General features: G+C 57.2%; 16 protein-coding genes and 2 pseudogenes. 12 read left to right on the forward strand and 6 right to left on the reverse strand.

Going from position 1 to position 16,191, the window contains the following annotated elements:
* The first annotated feature begins 232 nt into the window (after positions 1 to 232).
* The 3 genes from LXM96_RS20920 to LXM96_RS20930 all read left to right on the forward strand — a co-directional run bounded on the left by LXM96_RS20920 (position 233) and on the right by LXM96_RS20930 (position 2,893).
* A complete protein-coding gene (locus LXM96_RS20920; RefSeq protein WP_240000496.1) occupies positions 233 to 463 on the forward strand; it encodes a hypothetical protein in 231 nt (76 codons plus the stop codon).
* 478 nt (positions 464 to 941) lie between these two features.
* Positions 942 to 1,520, forward strand: a complete 579-nt coding sequence (locus tag LXM96_RS20925; RefSeq protein ID WP_240000497.1) for an exopolysaccharide biosynthesis protein — start codon at positions 942 to 944, stop codon at positions 1,518 to 1,520.
* Between the two features lie 392 nt (positions 1,521 to 1,912).
* Entirely contained in the window at positions 1,913 to 2,893 is a 981-nt protein-coding gene (locus tag LXM96_RS20930; RefSeq protein WP_240000498.1) for an SDR family oxidoreductase, read from the forward strand.
* 57 nt (positions 2,894 to 2,950) lie between these two features.
* Here LXM96_RS20930 and LXM96_RS20935 read toward each other — a convergent pair whose 3' ends face one another.
* The 3 genes from LXM96_RS20935 to LXM96_RS20945 all read right to left on the reverse strand — a co-directional run bounded on the left by LXM96_RS20935 (position 2,951) and on the right by LXM96_RS20945 (position 6,244).
* Entirely contained in the window at positions 2,951 to 3,691 is a 741-nt protein-coding gene (locus LXM96_RS20935; protein ID WP_240000499.1) for a DUF4336 domain-containing protein, read from the reverse strand.
* A gap of 300 nt (positions 3,692 to 3,991) precedes the next feature.
* Entirely contained in the window at positions 3,992 to 5,344 is a 1,353-nt protein-coding gene (locus LXM96_RS20940) for a cytochrome P450 (protein WP_240000500.1), read from the reverse strand.
* 438 nt (positions 5,345 to 5,782) lie between these two features.
* Positions 5,783 to 6,244, reverse strand: coding sequence for a DUF4174 domain-containing protein (locus tag LXM96_RS20945; RefSeq protein ID WP_240000501.1), 462 nt, complete (start codon positions 6,242 to 6,244; stop codon positions 5,783 to 5,785).
* Between the two features lie 181 nt (positions 6,245 to 6,425).
* On the opposite strand from LXM96_RS20945, the gene LXM96_RS20950 reads away from it, so the two are divergent.
* From LXM96_RS20950 to LXM96_RS20960, 3 genes and pseudogenes are all read left to right on the forward strand, one after another.
* Complete coding sequence (locus LXM96_RS20950; RefSeq protein WP_240000502.1) at positions 6,426 to 8,210, forward strand: thiamine pyrophosphate-requiring protein; 1,785 nt, start codon at positions 6,426 to 6,428, stop codon at positions 8,208 to 8,210.
* Between the two features lie 220 nt (positions 8,211 to 8,430).
* On the forward strand, positions 8,431 to 8,652 hold the full coding sequence (locus LXM96_RS20955) for a hypothetical protein (RefSeq protein WP_240000503.1): 222 nt from the start codon (positions 8,431 to 8,433) through the stop codon (positions 8,650 to 8,652).
* Positions 8,653 to 8,787: 135 nt separating this feature from the next.
* Positions 8,788 to 8,964, forward strand: a pseudogene (locus tag LXM96_RS20960) (transposase); the annotation flags it as partial.
* A gap of 17 nt (positions 8,965 to 8,981) precedes the next feature.
* Here LXM96_RS20960 and LXM96_RS20965 read toward each other — a convergent pair.
* On the reverse strand, positions 8,982 to 9,887 hold the full coding sequence (locus tag LXM96_RS20965) for a LysR family transcriptional regulator (protein WP_240000504.1): 906 nt from the start codon (positions 9,885 to 9,887) through the stop codon (positions 8,982 to 8,984).
* 98 nt (positions 9,888 to 9,985) lie between these two features.
* Between LXM96_RS20965 and LXM96_RS20970 the strand changes: the two genes are divergently transcribed.
* Positions 9,986 to 10,885 (forward strand): pirin family protein, encoded by a 900-nt coding sequence (locus LXM96_RS20970; RefSeq protein ID WP_240000505.1) that lies wholly within the window; start codon positions 9,986 to 9,988, stop codon positions 10,883 to 10,885.
* A 25-nt stretch (positions 10,886 to 10,910) separates the two neighbouring features.
* The gene (locus LXM96_RS20975) at positions 10,911 to 11,507 is read left to right on the forward strand and encodes an NADPH-dependent F420 reductase (protein ID WP_240000506.1); all 597 of its coding nucleotides are present in this window, start codon (positions 10,911 to 10,913) and stop codon (positions 11,505 to 11,507) included.
* An 84-nt stretch (positions 11,508 to 11,591) separates the two neighbouring features.
* Here LXM96_RS20975 and LXM96_RS20980 read toward each other — a convergent pair.
* Positions 11,592 to 12,163: pseudogene (locus LXM96_RS20980) on the reverse strand (transposase); the annotation flags it as partial.
* Between the two features lie 338 nt (positions 12,164 to 12,501).
* Here LXM96_RS20980 and wrbA point away from each other — a divergent pair.
* Genes wrbA through LXM96_RS21000 form a run of 4 tightly spaced genes read left to right on the forward strand, consistent with a single transcriptional unit; the run spans position 12,502 to position 15,187 of the window.
* Entirely contained in the window at positions 12,502 to 13,101 is a 600-nt protein-coding gene (gene wrbA / locus LXM96_RS20985) for an NAD(P)H:quinone oxidoreductase (protein ID WP_240000507.1), read from the forward strand.
* Between the two features lie 56 nt (positions 13,102 to 13,157).
* A complete protein-coding gene (locus LXM96_RS20990) occupies positions 13,158 to 13,931 on the forward strand; it encodes an SDR family NAD(P)-dependent oxidoreductase (RefSeq protein WP_240000508.1) in 774 nt (257 codons plus the stop codon).
* 27 nt (positions 13,932 to 13,958) lie between these two features.
* On the forward strand, positions 13,959 to 14,396 hold the full coding sequence (locus LXM96_RS20995; protein WP_240000509.1) for an ester cyclase: 438 nt from the start codon (positions 13,959 to 13,961) through the stop codon (positions 14,394 to 14,396).
* 20 nt (positions 14,397 to 14,416) lie between these two features.
* A complete protein-coding gene (locus LXM96_RS21000) occupies positions 14,417 to 15,187 on the forward strand; it encodes an SDR family oxidoreductase (protein WP_262913791.1) in 771 nt (256 codons plus the stop codon).
* Positions 15,188 to 15,367: 180 nt separating this feature from the next.
* Here the strand turns inward: LXM96_RS21000 and LXM96_RS21005 are convergent, their stop codons facing one another.
* Positions 15,368 to 15,619 (reverse strand): hypothetical protein, encoded by a 252-nt coding sequence (locus tag LXM96_RS21005; protein WP_240000510.1) that lies wholly within the window; start codon positions 15,617 to 15,619, stop codon positions 15,368 to 15,370.
* Positions 15,620 to 16,191: the final 572 nt, after the last annotated feature.

Genomic DNA, 16,191 nt, shown 5'->3' on the forward strand with positions numbered 1-16,191 from the left:
GCTGTCGTCCGCTTCGAAAGCCAAGGAGTTGATTTGACTCGAACTGGCGAAGACAAACATGGTGTCGAGAGTTCGAGGTCTTTCAAGAGCGAGGCTATGACCGCTTTGCAGACCGCTTTGCGCCCGCATTTCGGACTTTGAGGCTGCTCATTGCGACTTGGATTGGCAGCAGCTTAGCCATTGAAGCTTTGAATGCACTTAGCCACATGGAGCCGAAGACAAGGACATCGTGATGAAGAGATTCCTCGATACGACATTCGGTCCCGCAGAACTGGCCATACTGGAAGAGGCGCTGGACCAGTGGAGCTCACAGTACGGTCTGAGGCGTCAAAGCATGGAAAGCGAGTTAGCCGCGTCAGTCTTCATCAACCTCTTTCGCGAAGGCAGCGACACTGTTCCTGCTCTGCTGGAAGCGGCGTCACGTCACAAAGCTCTCAACGATTTGGCACGAGCAGCGGCTTGATCTATGAGATCGACGGCCAAGCCAGCACGTACCGCGTCGGCTTTTCGCACCAGCGATCAGCTCAACTAGCAACAATGATGGGCGGTTGAACTCGCAAATACGATGTTCACAAAATCCTGGCCTTTCTAAGGGAAGGCAGGCAGCGCGATTGCAGGAGAATGTCGGGAGCGCGCCGCCTACTGGAGCGCACGAGAGAGTGCCGCACGCTGTATTTGACCACTCAACGTTGAGCCTCCCGAAGGGTTCCGAGCTGTGCATCAGATTGGAGGAGAGCAGGGCAAGGTCAAGAGGAAATAGGCGCAAGTCAGTAGCGCCCACATCTGTCATTCTCGATCAGTCCTTCAGGCAATGGAGGGGCATGTGCTGGCCGAGGGAGAACTTGTCGGCGAATTCGCTCGCGCGGCAGCAGCCAAAAATTGCAGGCAGTGTCGTCAACCTGCTTTGTCAGTGAAGCATCAGGGGAAGTAGGTCATTGGGGATGCGGGCTCTCACGGATCTTCTGGATCACCTCGAGCACTCGCTCGAAGGTGACGATGTTGCGATCAGCGAACTCGTCGGAGAAACTGGGCCGCAGTCTTTTGCGGCACTGATGCTGCTCTTTGCACTGATCTCGACCTCTCCGGCGAGTGCCATTCCCGGCGTCACCGCCGTGGTTGCGGGGATCGAGTTCTTGCTTGTGATTCAGATGATCGGGGGACGCCATTCATTATGGCTGCCAAAGTTCATCTCGCGGCGCCGCCTGTCCAGAGACAAGCTGTGCAAAGGTATTCAGTGGCTGCGTAAGCCCGTTCGCTTTGTGGAAGGGTTTCTCAAGGAGCGCCTGGTCGCCCTGGTGACGCCGCCAGTGATGTGCGTGCCGCTCTCTTTGATCCTCATTCTGACGCTGTTCATGCCGTTTATGGAGGTCATACCCACCTCTGGCTCTATCGCTTCGGCGATCATTGCATGTGTCGCAGCAGGCTTTTTGACGCGTGATGGACTGCTTGTCGCGATATCCGCCCCGCTACTCGCCACGGTTCCTGCAGTTGCCTGGTATTTCGGATTCGCCGGCCAGTAGGGGCACGGCCGAAACTTGCGGACGGACTCATGAAACATCGGCCATCGAAAAATGTTTGTCTCTCGGGAGATAATGGACCGGGATAACTCTGTCTCACCGACCGACGAACGTCAGGGAAGCCAATGGCAGCAATTGAACAGTCGAACCGCGAGAACAAGACTGAGGCGCGTAAACTCGCCGAGGAGTATCTACGTCTTGCGGGCGCCGGAAGTCGAAGATCGACGACAACATCACCGATATCCGAAAATGGGAAGAGGACCCTCCGGAGGCGGAAGCGTTCTGGATGGGTAAGATCGAGCCTCTTGATGATGAGCGGCGCAAGGACGTCGAGTTCTTCCTGCCAAGCATCAACAACCCATGAACAGCGACTGCTGCAGCATCGGAGCAAGGACATGAAAGTCGATCTGAAGAATGCGGTGGTGGTGATCACGGGAGCCTCTAGTGGAATAGGCGAGGCGACTGCTCTGGCATTCGCGCGGCAGGGGAGCCGGCTGGTCATCGCGGCACGCGATCTGGATGCTCTTAACGCCGTTGCCGAGCAGTGCCGGCGCATGGGAAGCCAAGCCATCACCGTGGAAACGGACGTCACCGATGCCGATGCTGTGAAGCGGCTTGCCGAGCGAGCGATGACCTTCGGCAGGATCGATATATGGGTCAGCAATGTCGGCGTTGGCGCGGTTGGGCGCTTCCAGGAGACGCCGATCGAGGCGCACGAACGGGTCATTCGCGCCAATCTGATCGGACACATGAACGACGCTCATGCGGTGCTGCCGATTTTTCTCCAACAGGGCTACGGCATTTTCGTCAACATGATCTCGCTTGGAGGATTTGCCGCAGCGCCGTTCGCCGCCGCCTACAGCGCGAGCAAGTTTGGCCTGCGTGGCTTTGCAGAGGCCCTGCGCGCTGAATTGGCGGACCAGCCCGATGTCCACATCTGTGACATCTATCCGGCCTTCGTCGACACACCGGGCATCAGCCACGGCGCGAACTATGTCGGGCGAAAGATGAGCGCGCCTCCGCCGCTTGTTGATCCGCGAGATGTAGCAGACGCCATTGTGGCCGTTACCCGGGCACCAAGGGCCACGACCACCGTGGGATCGGTCACCAACGCGGCGCGGCTTGCCCACCTGCTGGCGCCAAACCTGTCCACCCGGATCCTCGGGCGGTTCATGGCTTCCTATTTCCAACGAGCAGATCGTGTTGCACAAAGCAGCGGGAACGTCTTTTCGCCACCGTCCGAACCCGGCGGAATCGACGGAGGGATGCGATCGCCGAACCGATTTGCCAGCCGCCCAATCATGTTCGCCATGCTTGCGATCGCGGCTATGGCGGGTGGTGCAGCAGCGGCAGAAGCATTCGGACGTCGTAGATGAACGCTAATAGAGCGATGACTTCAGGCGCCTGAGCAGCGCCTGCCGCGATCGGCGCGATCAAAGCAGCCAGCTCAAGGACGTTTCGAGTTGCTCCCTCGCATTCCGGTCGAATGGCCGACCATGCGCGAAAATGACGGTTGCAGGGTCAAATGCCACCAACTGACGCGCTGCTTCCTTCGCCGCATGTCCTTTGAGCCTCACGATCGCGCGCAAGTAGATTGGCGCCTTTCCGGTTGGAGCAACAACACCGGCGATTCTTGCCATCCCGCGAAATAAGCCGGAGAGCTTGCGTGGTTCCAGGTTTTGCACGAGGTCGGTCAAGATAAGCGTCCGGCTTGCACGATGATAGAAACAGATCTCGCAGAAGCCGGCGATACCTGGCACCACCACCTGATCGATCTCGTCCGCCCAAGCAGCGGGTGATCGGGATGAAAGGTCATGATCGAGCCGCACGTCGAATTTCTTGACCTGAGCGCGTTGCCGCAGGCCTGGGGCAGCCCATGTGGTTGCGTGCGGCACATGCCTTTGCCACTCTTCAAGATAGGTCCAGTGAGCAATATTCGGGGCAACGAAATGAGCAATAGGACCCAGCCTCTCGATCTCCTTGTGCAGGTCAAGACTGTATTTCGTGGGTGAGTGGAGCAGCAGCGACTTGTCGGCAAGCCGCAGGATGGTCATCCGGACAGGTAGGGGTATCGTACCCATCGCATTCAGCGGGCCACTGTCGACGATCCATACGTCTTCAGCGAGCGCCTTCGGTGTATCAAGAGGTGGATAAGTGATAGCGTCCTTGGTCATCTCTCTTCTCCCACGTTTGAAAGGTTGCTTTGGCGTTCGCTGAAGGAGAAGAGCGCAACTCTTCCAGGATCACCGCTATCCCATTCTATCGCCCGCAGCCGGTCCGGTTGTTCTTGTCCCCAGCCTGGGATCGGCTGCCATCGCCACTGTATTGCCGGCGGATCTTCGTCCGTACAGCGATGACTGCCGCGCCGACGCCAGGTGACGAACCGCGTCCCTGCACGGCGAGGGCCCAACCGCAAGAAGGTCGAGAGGTTTCGACGAGGTGTTCTAGTTGGACGTTTTTGACGCGTTTGTTGCTTATGTGCCGGAAGAAGTTGAGCGACGGGCGTCGAACTTCAGTGCGAAGTGGTCGAGCGTTCCGGGGAGTGCGCTTGGGGCCATCGTGGGGCTTGTCAACTTGATAGATGCTCTTGCTAAAATGGCTCCGATTGCCATTGTGGCAACAAGGGGTACCAGATTGTGAGCAGGACACATCGCCGGTCCGGCGCTGAAGGGAACAAGTCCCTTGAGAGGTAGAGCGTCATCACCGTCAAGCCAAATTGACGGCTCCATTCTGTGGGCACACTTCAGATTGGCGTCATCTCGATGGAAGAATGGCGTGAAGATGATGAGGCCGGTCCCCTCTTTGACTTTAGGCACAGCGATCTCCGTTGTCGTCTCGCGCAAGATCGCCGGGGTAGTCGGCCAAAGTCGCAGCGCCTCAAGAAAATACGCTCGCGTAAGGGGGCGCTCGGTCTCGCCAGCTAACGCCTCCGCTTGCGCCGCCGCCAGATGCTCAGGATATGTGGCGAGCAGAGCCAAGGTACGGAAGGTAGCCATTCCAGCAGGGTCGAAAGCAAAAAGCCATTGCGCAATCTGGCTTGGCGGATTGATCGATTGATCTTTCGGACCGAAACCTACCAAGCTGCCACCTTCCGAGCGGTCAGCATATCTCTGAACAATCCGCTGAAACTCCTCGAGTAGCTTTCTGTCCTTTCTCAGGAAGAAGGCCCAGTTTGACCGACTGCGGAGGTGATTGAGCAGGTCTGTCAATCCCTCGTCTTCCCTTGCGCTGTCGCCGAGAACGAGGCGGCGAACGATTTTGAACCAAGCAGCCGCAAACAATGGCCAATCGAGCTCCTGGCGCCCATCGGCTGAAATAATCCGTTCGATCTCTTCATCGATCACCGCTTGAAACCTGGAAACGAGAGGGTGGTGACGCTCGGACGTCGCCAGGGCGGCCTCGTGATAAGGCCGTGTCTGTGCCCGTCGTGGCGGATCAGAAATGAGTACATTCCCCGGCTCGAGGTGATTGAGCGCGGCGCGCTTCTCTTTTGTGGCCGGGCTGAAAGGTTGTGGGGCCCGCGACAAGACGAACTCAACATCCTTCGCCCCGAGAAGAAGCAACTGCGGCCTGAACGGGATCTTCAGCAGAAGCGGCGAGGCTCCATACTTCCGACGGAGCTTCTGCATCAAGCGGACCGCAGACAGATCCAAATTGAACCGTCCTGCCAGTCCCTCCACCGCGGGACGCCGGATGATGACGCCTTTACCGAAGGTGGGGAGTACAACGCTGGTCAGAACCTTCAGTGTATCCAACCGGCTTGCCTCACTGACGGCTGAAAGTAAGGTTTTTGGCAAAACTGAGGAAGGAGGCGGCACTTGATTCACACAAACAATCCCTACAGGAGACGAAAATCTTTGGCAGATGCAACTCAGCGTTTCCTCTCAACTTTCCGGGCAAGGTGAAGTTCCTGCAGTTATCCTCAACCAAACGGGCGTCCACGTATCGGGACGAGCCTTAGACCCAGATCATCTCGAACTACCGAGGCTAAGGGTCATGAAACGCTCCACCACAAAATCGTCAGCCTCCTGGTGTCGATGTATTGGCAGGCGCGATCGCCGGACCGGCTGGGGCGGGATCATCGGAATTAGGTGGAGTCGTCGTCGAAGAGGTAGTTGGGTTGTCGGGGGAACGGTCAACCTGCGCCCATAGAAGCACCGCGACGACGACAACCAATATCCCGGCGATCCAGGCACCCACAGATGATCGTCGGCGAAGCTTGTTAGGGTTCTCAGCGCCCGGACGTTTGTTCTTCATGTCTCGGTTTAGCCATTCAGGTCGCTTCCTTCGCGCGCGGCGTTGATCGGCGAATGCTTAGAATTCCTCTTCTCCCCTGACGTCGCCGAGACGGCCTTTTGCAACTCCGCTACAGTGAGAGGCACGTCGGATCTGAGGATGACGGTACCATCGCGTTCGACCAGAAAGAGTTCAAACTTCCCGCCGTCAGCCTGCAATTCGCGCCGTAGATCGGCGACTGGCAGTGCTTGAGGTTGACCATTGACCATCGACGGTTCGCCGTCGGCGGCGAGACAGAGAACAGCGACATCCAGTTCGCGCAACGCATCTTGATCGACCTTCAGCAAGTCCGTCTGCCATTTGCGAACAGGTACAAGACTGTCTTCGAAGATCACCAGCGCACGCTTGTCGGGAACGAGACGAGCCACTGCTCCCGCTTGCGGGGCTGGTACTGCGCCGAAAATTTCTGCCAGCAGGGACTGCAACATCATGGTTCCTCCTCTGGCTCTAACACCCCTCATCAGCCGCAGTTCCCCCAATCGGAACAGCATGTGGCGTTCATGACCAATTCTGTTCTTGATCCGCCCTCCTGTGCCCCGTTGCAAGCGAGGGAACATCCAAGCTGTCGGTTGGTTTCCGCTTCGAGCTCCCGATCACGCAGAAGGTGTTCCAATGTCCCGAACGGTCAGTGACTTCATCGTGTCTCGTCTCCACCAATGGGGTGTCCGCCGGATGTTCGGCTATCCGGGTGACGGTATCAACGGGTTGTTCGGCGCGCTTAATCGTGCCGACGGTGCAATCGAGTTCATCCAGGCGAGGCATGAAGAGATGGCGGCCTTTATGGCCGCCGCCTATGCGAAGTTTTCCGGTGAGCTTGGGGTCTGCATCGCGACGTCGGGTCCAGGTGCTGCTCACCTCGTCACCGGCCTCTATGATGCAAGGCTCGACCATCAGCCGGTCCTTGCTATCGTCGGCCAGCAGGCGCGTGCAGCACTCGGTGGGCATTATCAACAGGAGCTCGATCTCGCCTCGCTGTTCAAGGACGTTGCGGGCGATTTTGTGCATCAGGCATCCACCGCTGCCCAGGTGCGGCATCTGGTTGACCGAGCGGTTCGCATTGCGCTGGGAAACAGGACCGTGACAGCGCTCATCCTGCCAAATGATCTTCAGGAGCTGCCTTATGAAGAACCAGCTCGCGAGCATGGCACTTTGCATTCAGGAGTAGGCTATCATGCGCCGAAGACGGTACCCCAGGACGCTGACCTCGACGCAGCGGCGGAGATCCTGAACCAAGGCAAGAAGGTCGCACTTCTGGTTGGAGCCGGAGCTCTTGGAGCCACAGATGAAGTTTTGGCGGTCGCGGACCGCCTGCAGGCGGGGGTCGCTAAGGCGCTTCTTGGAAAAGCCGTTCTCCCGGATGACCTGCCTTGGGTGACGGGTTCCATCGGCCTGCTCGGCACCCAGCCTTCGTCGGACCTGATGAAGGAATGCGATACCTTGCTGATGATCGGGTCTGGCTTTCCTTACGCCGAGTTCCTTCCTGAAGAAGGGCAGGCGAGGGCGGTGCAGATCGATATCAAGCCGGAGATGCTGTCGCTGCGCTATCCGATGGACGTCAATCTCGTGGGAGATGCAGCAGAAACCCTGAAACTGCTTCTGCCTCGGCTGCAGCAGAAGGATTCGGAGTGGCGTGCTGAGATTGAAGAAAACGTGCGTGACTGGTGGGAAGTGTTGGAGAAGCGGGCACAGGCGGAGGCGAACCCGGTCAACCCACAGCTTGTGGCGTGGGAATTATCGTCTCGTCTTCCCGACAACGTGGTGATCACCAGCGACTCCGGCTCCTGCGCCAACTGGTTTGCACGCGATGTGAAGATGCGCCGAGGCATGATGACATCGCTCTCCGGCGGCCTCGCGTCCATGGGCGCTGCGGTCCCTTATGCCATCGCAGCCAAATTCGCCCACCCGGAACGTCCGGTCATCGGCCTTGTCGGAGACGGCGCCATGCAGATGAACAATATGGCCGAACTGATCACGGTCGCGAAATACTGGAAGAGCTGGAGTGACCCCCGCTTTGTCATCTGTGTCTTTAACAACGAGGATCTCAACCAGGTGACCTGGGAGCAGCGCGTCATGCAGGGGGATCCGAAGTTCGATGCCTCCCAACGGATCCCGGACGTCCCCTATCACAGGTTCGCTGAGATGATCGGCCTTGGCGGGATCTTTGTCGACGATCCCAAGCAGGTCGGAGAAGCCTGGCAATCTGCCATTTCGGCTGGTCATCCTGTGGTGCTGGAAGTGAAGACGGATCCAGAAGTCCCTCCGTTGCCGCCTCACATCAACTTCAAGCAGATGAAGTCGATGACACAGGCACTGTGGAAGGGTGATCCAAACGAGGTCGGCGTGATGAAAGGAACGGCACGTCAGGTCTTGAGCAGCATTCTGCCCAGCAAGGAATAGCTTTGAAATCCTGCTAGCATAGTTGAGAGCAGCTCGGGTCACCGCAGAAGAAATGCTCCACATGCGGGAACACCACGGGAAACTTTCCCTGGTTGGAGGCTGGGAAGTAACGGTGACGGATCGTCATCAAGGGCGGCTAACGCGGCGTCACGCAGAGCCGACTACAGAGGCAGGCTCCCGTCCTTTCCTATTGATTTCGGCGGCGCCCCTGGAGACACCCATGAGTGAAGGATTGGAAACCATCTTACAAGCCTGGCCGGAGGAATCGCGCGAGGCCGCGAAACTCGTAATTGAGCAATACGGCGATCCGGACGAGAAGACGTCTGCTGTAGATACTCCACCGCCAGAAGCTGCCGGTCTCCAATCGGCCCCCTTCGGGACATTCCAAATGGACCAGGTGCTTGATCAGCCGCGTTTATCTGCCAACTTCCACCCGAAGTAATGGCAGGTCGACGGTTCGAATCCGTTCAAGAGCGGGAAGCTTCGGCAGGAGCGCGCAATTTGCAGTCATCGTGCCCTTGCTCCGCTGGGTTAACCCCATCGGAAGTAAGCTCTGGCCTATCGAGAGAACCACAGAATGAAGGGCAGCCGTTTTACAGACGAGCAGGTTGTTGGCATACCGAAGGATGCATTGCATGAGGCGGGGACGCCAGTCTCGCAGCTTTGCCGGAAGCATGGCGTCAGCGATGCCAGCATCTACAAATGGAAGGCCAAATCCGGTGGCATGGACGTGTCGGAGGCCAAGCGGCTTAAGGGAGGCATATAATGAGCCTACACGCTATTTGCGCTTTGCCCTTCGAAGCGGGATATCAGGAATGAGGCAGCAGGACCTGGCGGGGTGTCGGTCTGGTAGATTGCCTGAAGGCGGTACTGCCCCCCTTTGCAGTCAGGCATGTCCAGTACTACGAGACGCCCTGCCGCAATATCATCCCTGACCATCGGCTCCGGCATGTTACCCCAACCAACGCCTTCCTTCAGCAGCATATGCTTGGCTCCCAGATCGGCGAGCCGCCAAGTGCGCGTCGCAACCACCGCGAACTCCAGGCCTTGTGTCAGCGTCGATCTGTCTGTGAGCACGAGCTGAATATGCTCCCGTCCGGCTCCCGGCTCGTTCCGCCCAGCTCGGGCAAGCGGGTGGTCAGGTGCCGCTACGGGAATAAGATCAACGTGACCAACGCCGACCCGCTCCAGGCCGTCGATCTCGACATCAAGCGGGCCACTGATGCCGATTGTAGCGTCTCGGTTCCGAACCATCTGCGTGACCGCCCCGAGCGCCTCAATGTAAAGCTTGAGGTTTACGTTCGGGTAAGCCTCCCTAAACGCCTTCAGAGCGTCGGTAACCCGAGCGGCGGGAAGCATGACGTCAAGCGCAAGATTGATCTCAGGCTCAACTCCCTGCAGCATCCCTTTCACTTTCGCTCGCAAGTTGTTTATCCCATTGGAGACGGCACGTGCCTCGGACAGAACAGTACGGCCTTCCAACGTCAGCTGAGGTTTCTTAGTTGTGAGGCGGTCGAACAGCGACACGCCCAGCTGCAGCTCAAGATTTGCGATGGTGTAGCTAATGACGGAGGTAGCTCGATTGAGCTTTCTAGCGGCACCCGCAAAACTACCCGCTTCCACCACTGTTATGAACACTCGAAGCTGGTCTACGGTCGGCGTGCCTGGCTCAGACATATCAATCTCCTTGAACATTATCGTCTACTTTATACAGGTTTCATCGAACGTCTAGCCCGTCTAGTATTCGGTCAACAGCAAGTAACGGGATGAAAACGATGACTTACCTCTCAAATGCCGAAGTTGAACGTGTCGTCCTTCCCAACACCCGTGACCTCGGAGGGTTTGAAGTTCGCCGAGCGCTTCCCTCCGCCATGCGGCGAATGGTCGGCCCCTTCATATTCCTCGACAGTTTCGGCCCCGTGATCCTGGAGCCGGGGCAGGGAATTGACTCTAGGCCCCACCCACACATTGGCCTGAGCACGATCACCTATCTTGTCGATGGGGAACTCATCCATCGCGATAGCGAGAGCTACGAGCAGCCGATTGGCGCAGGAGAAGTGAACGTGATGGTTGCGGGACGCGGCATCGTTCATTCCGAACGGACTAGTGATAGCGACCGTGCGAAGACGTCAAAGCTGTTTGGCTTTCAGAGCTGGGTGGCCCTGCCAACTCAGTTTGAAGAAACAGATCCCGGGTTCCAACACATCTCGGGCTCGGAAATCCCGACCATAGAAGGCGATGGCATAGGCTTTAAATTGCTCGCGGGCAGCCTGCATGGTCGCCGGTCTCCTGCGCGGCAGTTCTCGGATCTGTTCTACGGGGAGCTGGTGCTGGAGAAAGGCGCAAAGTACCGGATTGACGGAGAGCATATCGAACGAGCGCTCTTCCTCTCAAGTGGCACCGTTACCATTGGCGGCCAAGAGGGGACCTTTTCCGACAACCGCCTCATCGTCTTCAAGCCAGGGGCCGAGATTGTCATCACTGCAGTGACCGCATCTCGCATCATAGTGCTTGGTGGCGAACCCCTTCCTGAGAAGCGGCACATCCAGTGGAACTTTGTGTCCACATCCACTGAACGCATTCATGAGGCGGCGAGAGATTGGCGCGAGCGCCGCTTTCCGGGAGTACCCGGCGACAGTGAGTACACGCCTCTGCCTGGCGACTTTAACATCTAAATCAACCACAACGGAGAACTCTAAAATGACCTATTCAATTATCGGCTCAGGTGCCATTGGCGGCGCACTGGCTAAGCGGTTCGCCGAAGCTGGCGTTGACGCTCTAATCGCGAACAGTCGAGGACCGGAAACTTTGAGCGAGATCGTAGGGGCCTCGAACGGAAGGCTTCAAGCAGTACCACTCGATGAAGCGCTGGGTGCAGATGTCGTGATACTCGCAGTGCCGTTCGATGCTGTGAGCGAGGCTGTTAAGGGTGCGAAGGAATGGAACGGCCGCGTCGTCGTCGATGCGACCAATGCCATCAAGTTCCCGGAGTTCAAGCCAGCAGATCTTCAAGGCCGTGCTTCAACTGACATCGTAGCAGAAGCTGTCCCAGGTGCTCGAGTAGTCAAAGCATTCAACACTCTCCCGGCGGCGGTGTTGGCGTCTGATCCAAGGGAAGGCAAGTCTACACGCGTTGTTTTTCTCTCTGGAAATGATCCAGACGCGAGAAGAGTGATTTCGTCGTTGATCTTCTCACTTAAGTTCGCTCCTGTTGATCTAGGGTCCATTGCCCAGAGCTTGCACCTGCAGCAGTTTGGGTCGCCACTCGTCGGGCCGAGCTTCCTGAAGCAGGCTTGAGTCGGACAAGTACGAGAATAACTGCAGTGTCTGAAAGAGAGTGGGGCACTTAAGCGCCCCTCTCTCCAAACAGCAAAGCGATAGAAGATCTGTTTTGATACGACTACGTATGCGGAGCTGGAGGCCCATCTCCCCGTAAAGGCGACAGATTCGGTTTGTATTGACCACCCCCCCCCCCCCCAGTTCAGGAGCACATGGATCCGCTGATAGCCATAGCGTACGCGCGTCTGGCAGATGTCTTGATCCTCAGCTTCAGTTGGCCTGCTCGCCGCGCCTGGACTTGTAGACATAGAGCGATCTGTCGATCTTCAGCACCGAACAGGTTCGCCGCGTGGAGACCTCCCACTCACCTCTCAGCTTATCGACAAGCAACCGCTTGCGGGCAGGCCTCAGAGCTTTTTTGACAGCACATCCTGGAGCATGGCCTTTCCAGCGACAGGTCCGCGACGATGCACTTCAGTTTGGCGTTCTCCTCCTGCAATTGCCGCAGGCGCTTCATCTCCGACGGCATCAGACCACCGTATCTTTTTGCGCCAGTTGTAGAAGGTACCATCCGAAATGCCTGCCTTGCGGCAGACCTCTCCGACCGTCCTCCCGTCCTCCGCCTGCTTCAGAACAAAGGCGATCTGCGCCTCCGAAGACTTCGAGGCCTTCACGGAATTCTCCTCCTTCCCCACAGGGATCATAGGTGGAAGATTCCAGTTCCGAATGGCAATTGGACGGGAGCACGTCATGAGGTTGCGACCAGATGGGCAGATGCACCCTCAAAGTAGATGCCAGCTTCGTGCCGCCTAATAGCGCCAACCAGTCCGGAGGCTATCCGAAAACAGCTCAGTAAGCTCCCGCTCCTTTATGGCGAGATTATGCAATTTCAAATCAGTGCGATGATCTATGAAGTTGTACATAACGGCCGGAATTATTCGGCTGTTTGATCGAACTCGTTCGTGGCACTTTCCTCACATCAGATTACACACCAGAAAACGGAGCAATGATAATGGCTAAGGTTCTTGTTCTTTACTACTCGACCTACGGACACATCGAGACGATGGCTTACGCTATTGCTGAAGGTGCCCGCTCTGCTGGCGCGCATGTTGATGTGAAGCGGGTGCCGGAAACGGTTCCCGAAGAAATCGCACGGAAGTACAATTTCAAACTGGACCAAGCCGCCCCTGTAGCCAACATAGCTGAGCTTGCGGATTACGACGCCATCGTGATGGGCACTGGTACGAGATTTGGACGCATGTCGTCGCAAATGGCAGCCTTTCTTGATCAAGCTGGCGGATTATGGGCTCGTGGCGCACTGAACGGAAAGATCGGCGCGGCCTTTGCTTCAACTGGCACCCAACATGGGGGTCAAGAAACAACCCTGTTCTCGATCATCACGAACCTGCTTCACTTCGGCATGATGATCGTGGGGCTCCCGTACAGCCACCAGGGTCAGATGAGTTCGGATGAGATTGTCGGCGGCGCACCCTATGGATCAACCACTGTAGCAGGTGGTGACGGTTCTCGTCAGCCGACTGAAATCGATCTCGCGGGTGCTAGACATCAGGGAGAGCTCGTCGCTGCCGCCGCGATCAAGGTGTTCGGCTGATCAGCAACGCGTCGTTTTGGACGAGCTAAATGAGATCTGCGGCTGAGGAGCCTGTCATGGCAAATGATTTCGATGGGAAAGTAGTGGTCGTGACTGGAGCGGGCTCCGGTATTGGACGTGAGGCTGCGCTGCAGTTTTCTGCCAGAGGAGCCTACGTCTTTGCAGCGGACCTCAACGAAACGGGCCTAAACGATACTCAGCGGGTCGCAGCAGACGCCGGAGGAAGATTAGACATCTCAGTCGTGGATGTCTCCGATGAGGTCCAGGTGGAGGCCCTTTTTCACTTAGTTGAAAAAGACGGCGGGCGTCTGGACGCAGCTTTCAACAATGCGGGTGTCACCGGACGCACGTCGCGGATCGAAGACTATCCAGATGACGACTTTGACCGGGTGATCCGGATAAACCTGAAAAGCGTCTTTCTAGGGATCAAGCAGCAGGTTCCTCTACTTCTACGGTCCGGGGGTGGCACCATCGTGAATACTGCGTCTGTGGCTGCTTTAACGGGTCCCGGCGACATGAGTGCCTATGCGGCTTCTAAGCATGGTGTCCACGGCCTCACTCGTGTTGCCGCGATGGAGAACGCTGCTCGGGGGATCAGGGTAAACACTCTGGCTCCCGGGTGGACTGAAACGCCAATGGTCGCGGCGAATAGCGCTCAAAACCCTGCGTTCGCAGAACTAGTCAAGAAGGCCATCCCCGCAAAACGGGGAGGTCAACCCTCGGAGATCGCAGCCGCAGCGGTGTGGCTGTCCTCTTCAGAATCTAGCTACGTGATGGGGCAGATGATTGTCGTCGACGGCGGCATGACCATCGGTGGCTTCGAGATCTAACAGTCAAACAACAAGTTGGAGAATATCATGACCCGCAGCGCCGAAAGCGCCAGCGCGATCGAGATCGTGCGCCGTAACACTGAAGAAGTACAAGGCAAGGGGAACTTCGCTCTCTTCGATGAGCTGTTCTCAGACAGCTTCGTGGATCACACTCCTCAGCCTAACATGATCCCGAATAAAGAAGGTGTGCGAGGGCTCTACGAGGGTCTGCGAGCTGCTTTTCCTGATTTTCATGCTGACATTCATTGGCAGACGGCGGACGGGAACCTCGTCACTACTTACAAAACCTATCACGGCACACACCAGGGCATCTTCTTAGGTCTGGAACCAACAGGCAAGCGTGTGAAGTTCGAAACAGTAGACGCGATGCGTGTGGTTGATGGGAAGATCATTGAACACTGGGGCGTCGCTAACCTCTATTCGTTGCTAGGCCAGCTGGATGCTCTTCCAGCTGCAAACGCTTAACTCGTTCGGAGGGCATAGGAATGACTGACCTTCTGAGAGAAAAGGTTGTCGTGGTAACCGGTGCTTCTAGTGGCATCGGACGAGCGATCGCAATACGCGCGGCTGAGCACGGAGCTAAGGCGGTTGTCGTGTCAGACATCAGCGAGAACCCAAGAGAGGGTGGCAATCCTACCGTCGACGAAATCAGAGTTCGAGGTGGAACGGCAATCTTTATAAAGGCGGATGTAAGTAGTCGTGCCGATAATGATGCCTTGATCGCGGCCTCTGAAGAATTTGGAGGAGTGGACGTGATGGTTGCCAACGCAGGCATCACTTTGAGAAACGACGGCGCAGACGTCAACGAGGAGGATTTCCACCGCCTTCTCGCAATCAATCTGGACGGCCCACTATTTGGAGCACAGGCAGCTGCCGCTCAAATGAAGGCGAAAGGCAAGCAGGAAAGCATCATACTGATGGCTAGCATGGGCGGTCTCTCCGGCGCGGGCATAACAGTGGCCTATTCTACTAGTAAAGGCGGTGTTGTCCTGATGGCTAAATCACTCGCCGACGCGCTGGGGCCATATGGGATCCGCGTCAATGCCGTCGCACCCGGCACGATTGATACGGAGCTTCTCCGGACAAGCCCCGGTATCGCAGAAGCCTCGGAAGGCTTCCGTAAGCGTACGCCGCTTCGCCGTCTGGGCCAGCCGTCTGAGATCGGTGATGCGGTTGCCTATCTAGGATCCGATCTCTCCAGTTACGTCACGGGCACCGTTCAGCTCGTAGACGGCGGGCTGCTGGCTGTGATCTAATGCCGGAGATCGGTTTCGATGAGAGCAACCGATAAATGCTACAGGAGTAGCCCGAGGAATTGTCGCCTGGCTATGCCGTAGCACAAGGCTAGCCTTGACCTCGACTAGTCTGCCCTCGTTGGCTTCGAAACTGCCTGCCAACGATTTCGCTACGGTCCCCGCACAGGCAAACAAGCGGCATTAGATAGCAAATACCACCGAAAGCGACTTACGCCTCTGAACTGAAACAATAAAGAATTCCATGATGCCGCTGCCAACAGCGGAGAGTGCGGCGCTGCGATGGAAGGCGATATGGTCGTGGCGGTGATCCGGAGCTGCATGACGATTGTTGTCGTGGAAGGAGTTATTGCAGCTGGCAAGTCCACCTGCATTTTCAACAAAGCTGGCAATCTTCGTCGGCGGCTTTCTTTTGGAGATCGTCTGGTACAGCATGGTGATTGTCCTGCTTTCCACTCGCCCAGCCCGCTCGACATTCGAACGCTTCGGAGCGTGGATCGACGGGCAATCGGAACGCTGCTGGCAGGCTTTGGTCTTCGCCTGATCTCCGAGAAGCTGTGAGTTAGTCCACGCAGTCGCGACTGAACCACGTCTGCTTGAGGCGCGTGCGGGTGCGGTGCCAGAGCTCGACGACCATGCGCTCCAGCACCCGGGCTCCTTCAGTGGGTTGGAGTCACGGCCAGCGTCACTTCTGTTTAAACTGCGGTTGGGGTCGAACCTAAGGCCGCCTTCTGCGAGCGTGTGGCTTCGATCTGTGCTAGGGCCGCCCGCGTGCGAACAGCAGCGTAGTCTGGCGTGCAGTAAATCAGATCGCCCCGTCTCGTGCGTTGCCAGGGCGTGGAACCTCCACCTGCGGGTCAGGAATGTAGACCCGCACTTTTCGGTCCGGTTCAGGATACAAAAAGAAGTAAAGGTGAGGTGCTCCCGGACTTTGGACCGCCCGGCTGGAGGATTTTCCGGGCTTGAGCTCATGGCGGATGGGATGCGCCGGAGCCATTCATGAGCGA

The organism is Rhizobium halophilum (assembly GCF_021648825.1).
GTDB classification, from domain to species: Bacteria; Pseudomonadota; Alphaproteobacteria; order Rhizobiales; family Rhizobiaceae; genus Neorhizobium; species Neorhizobium halophilum.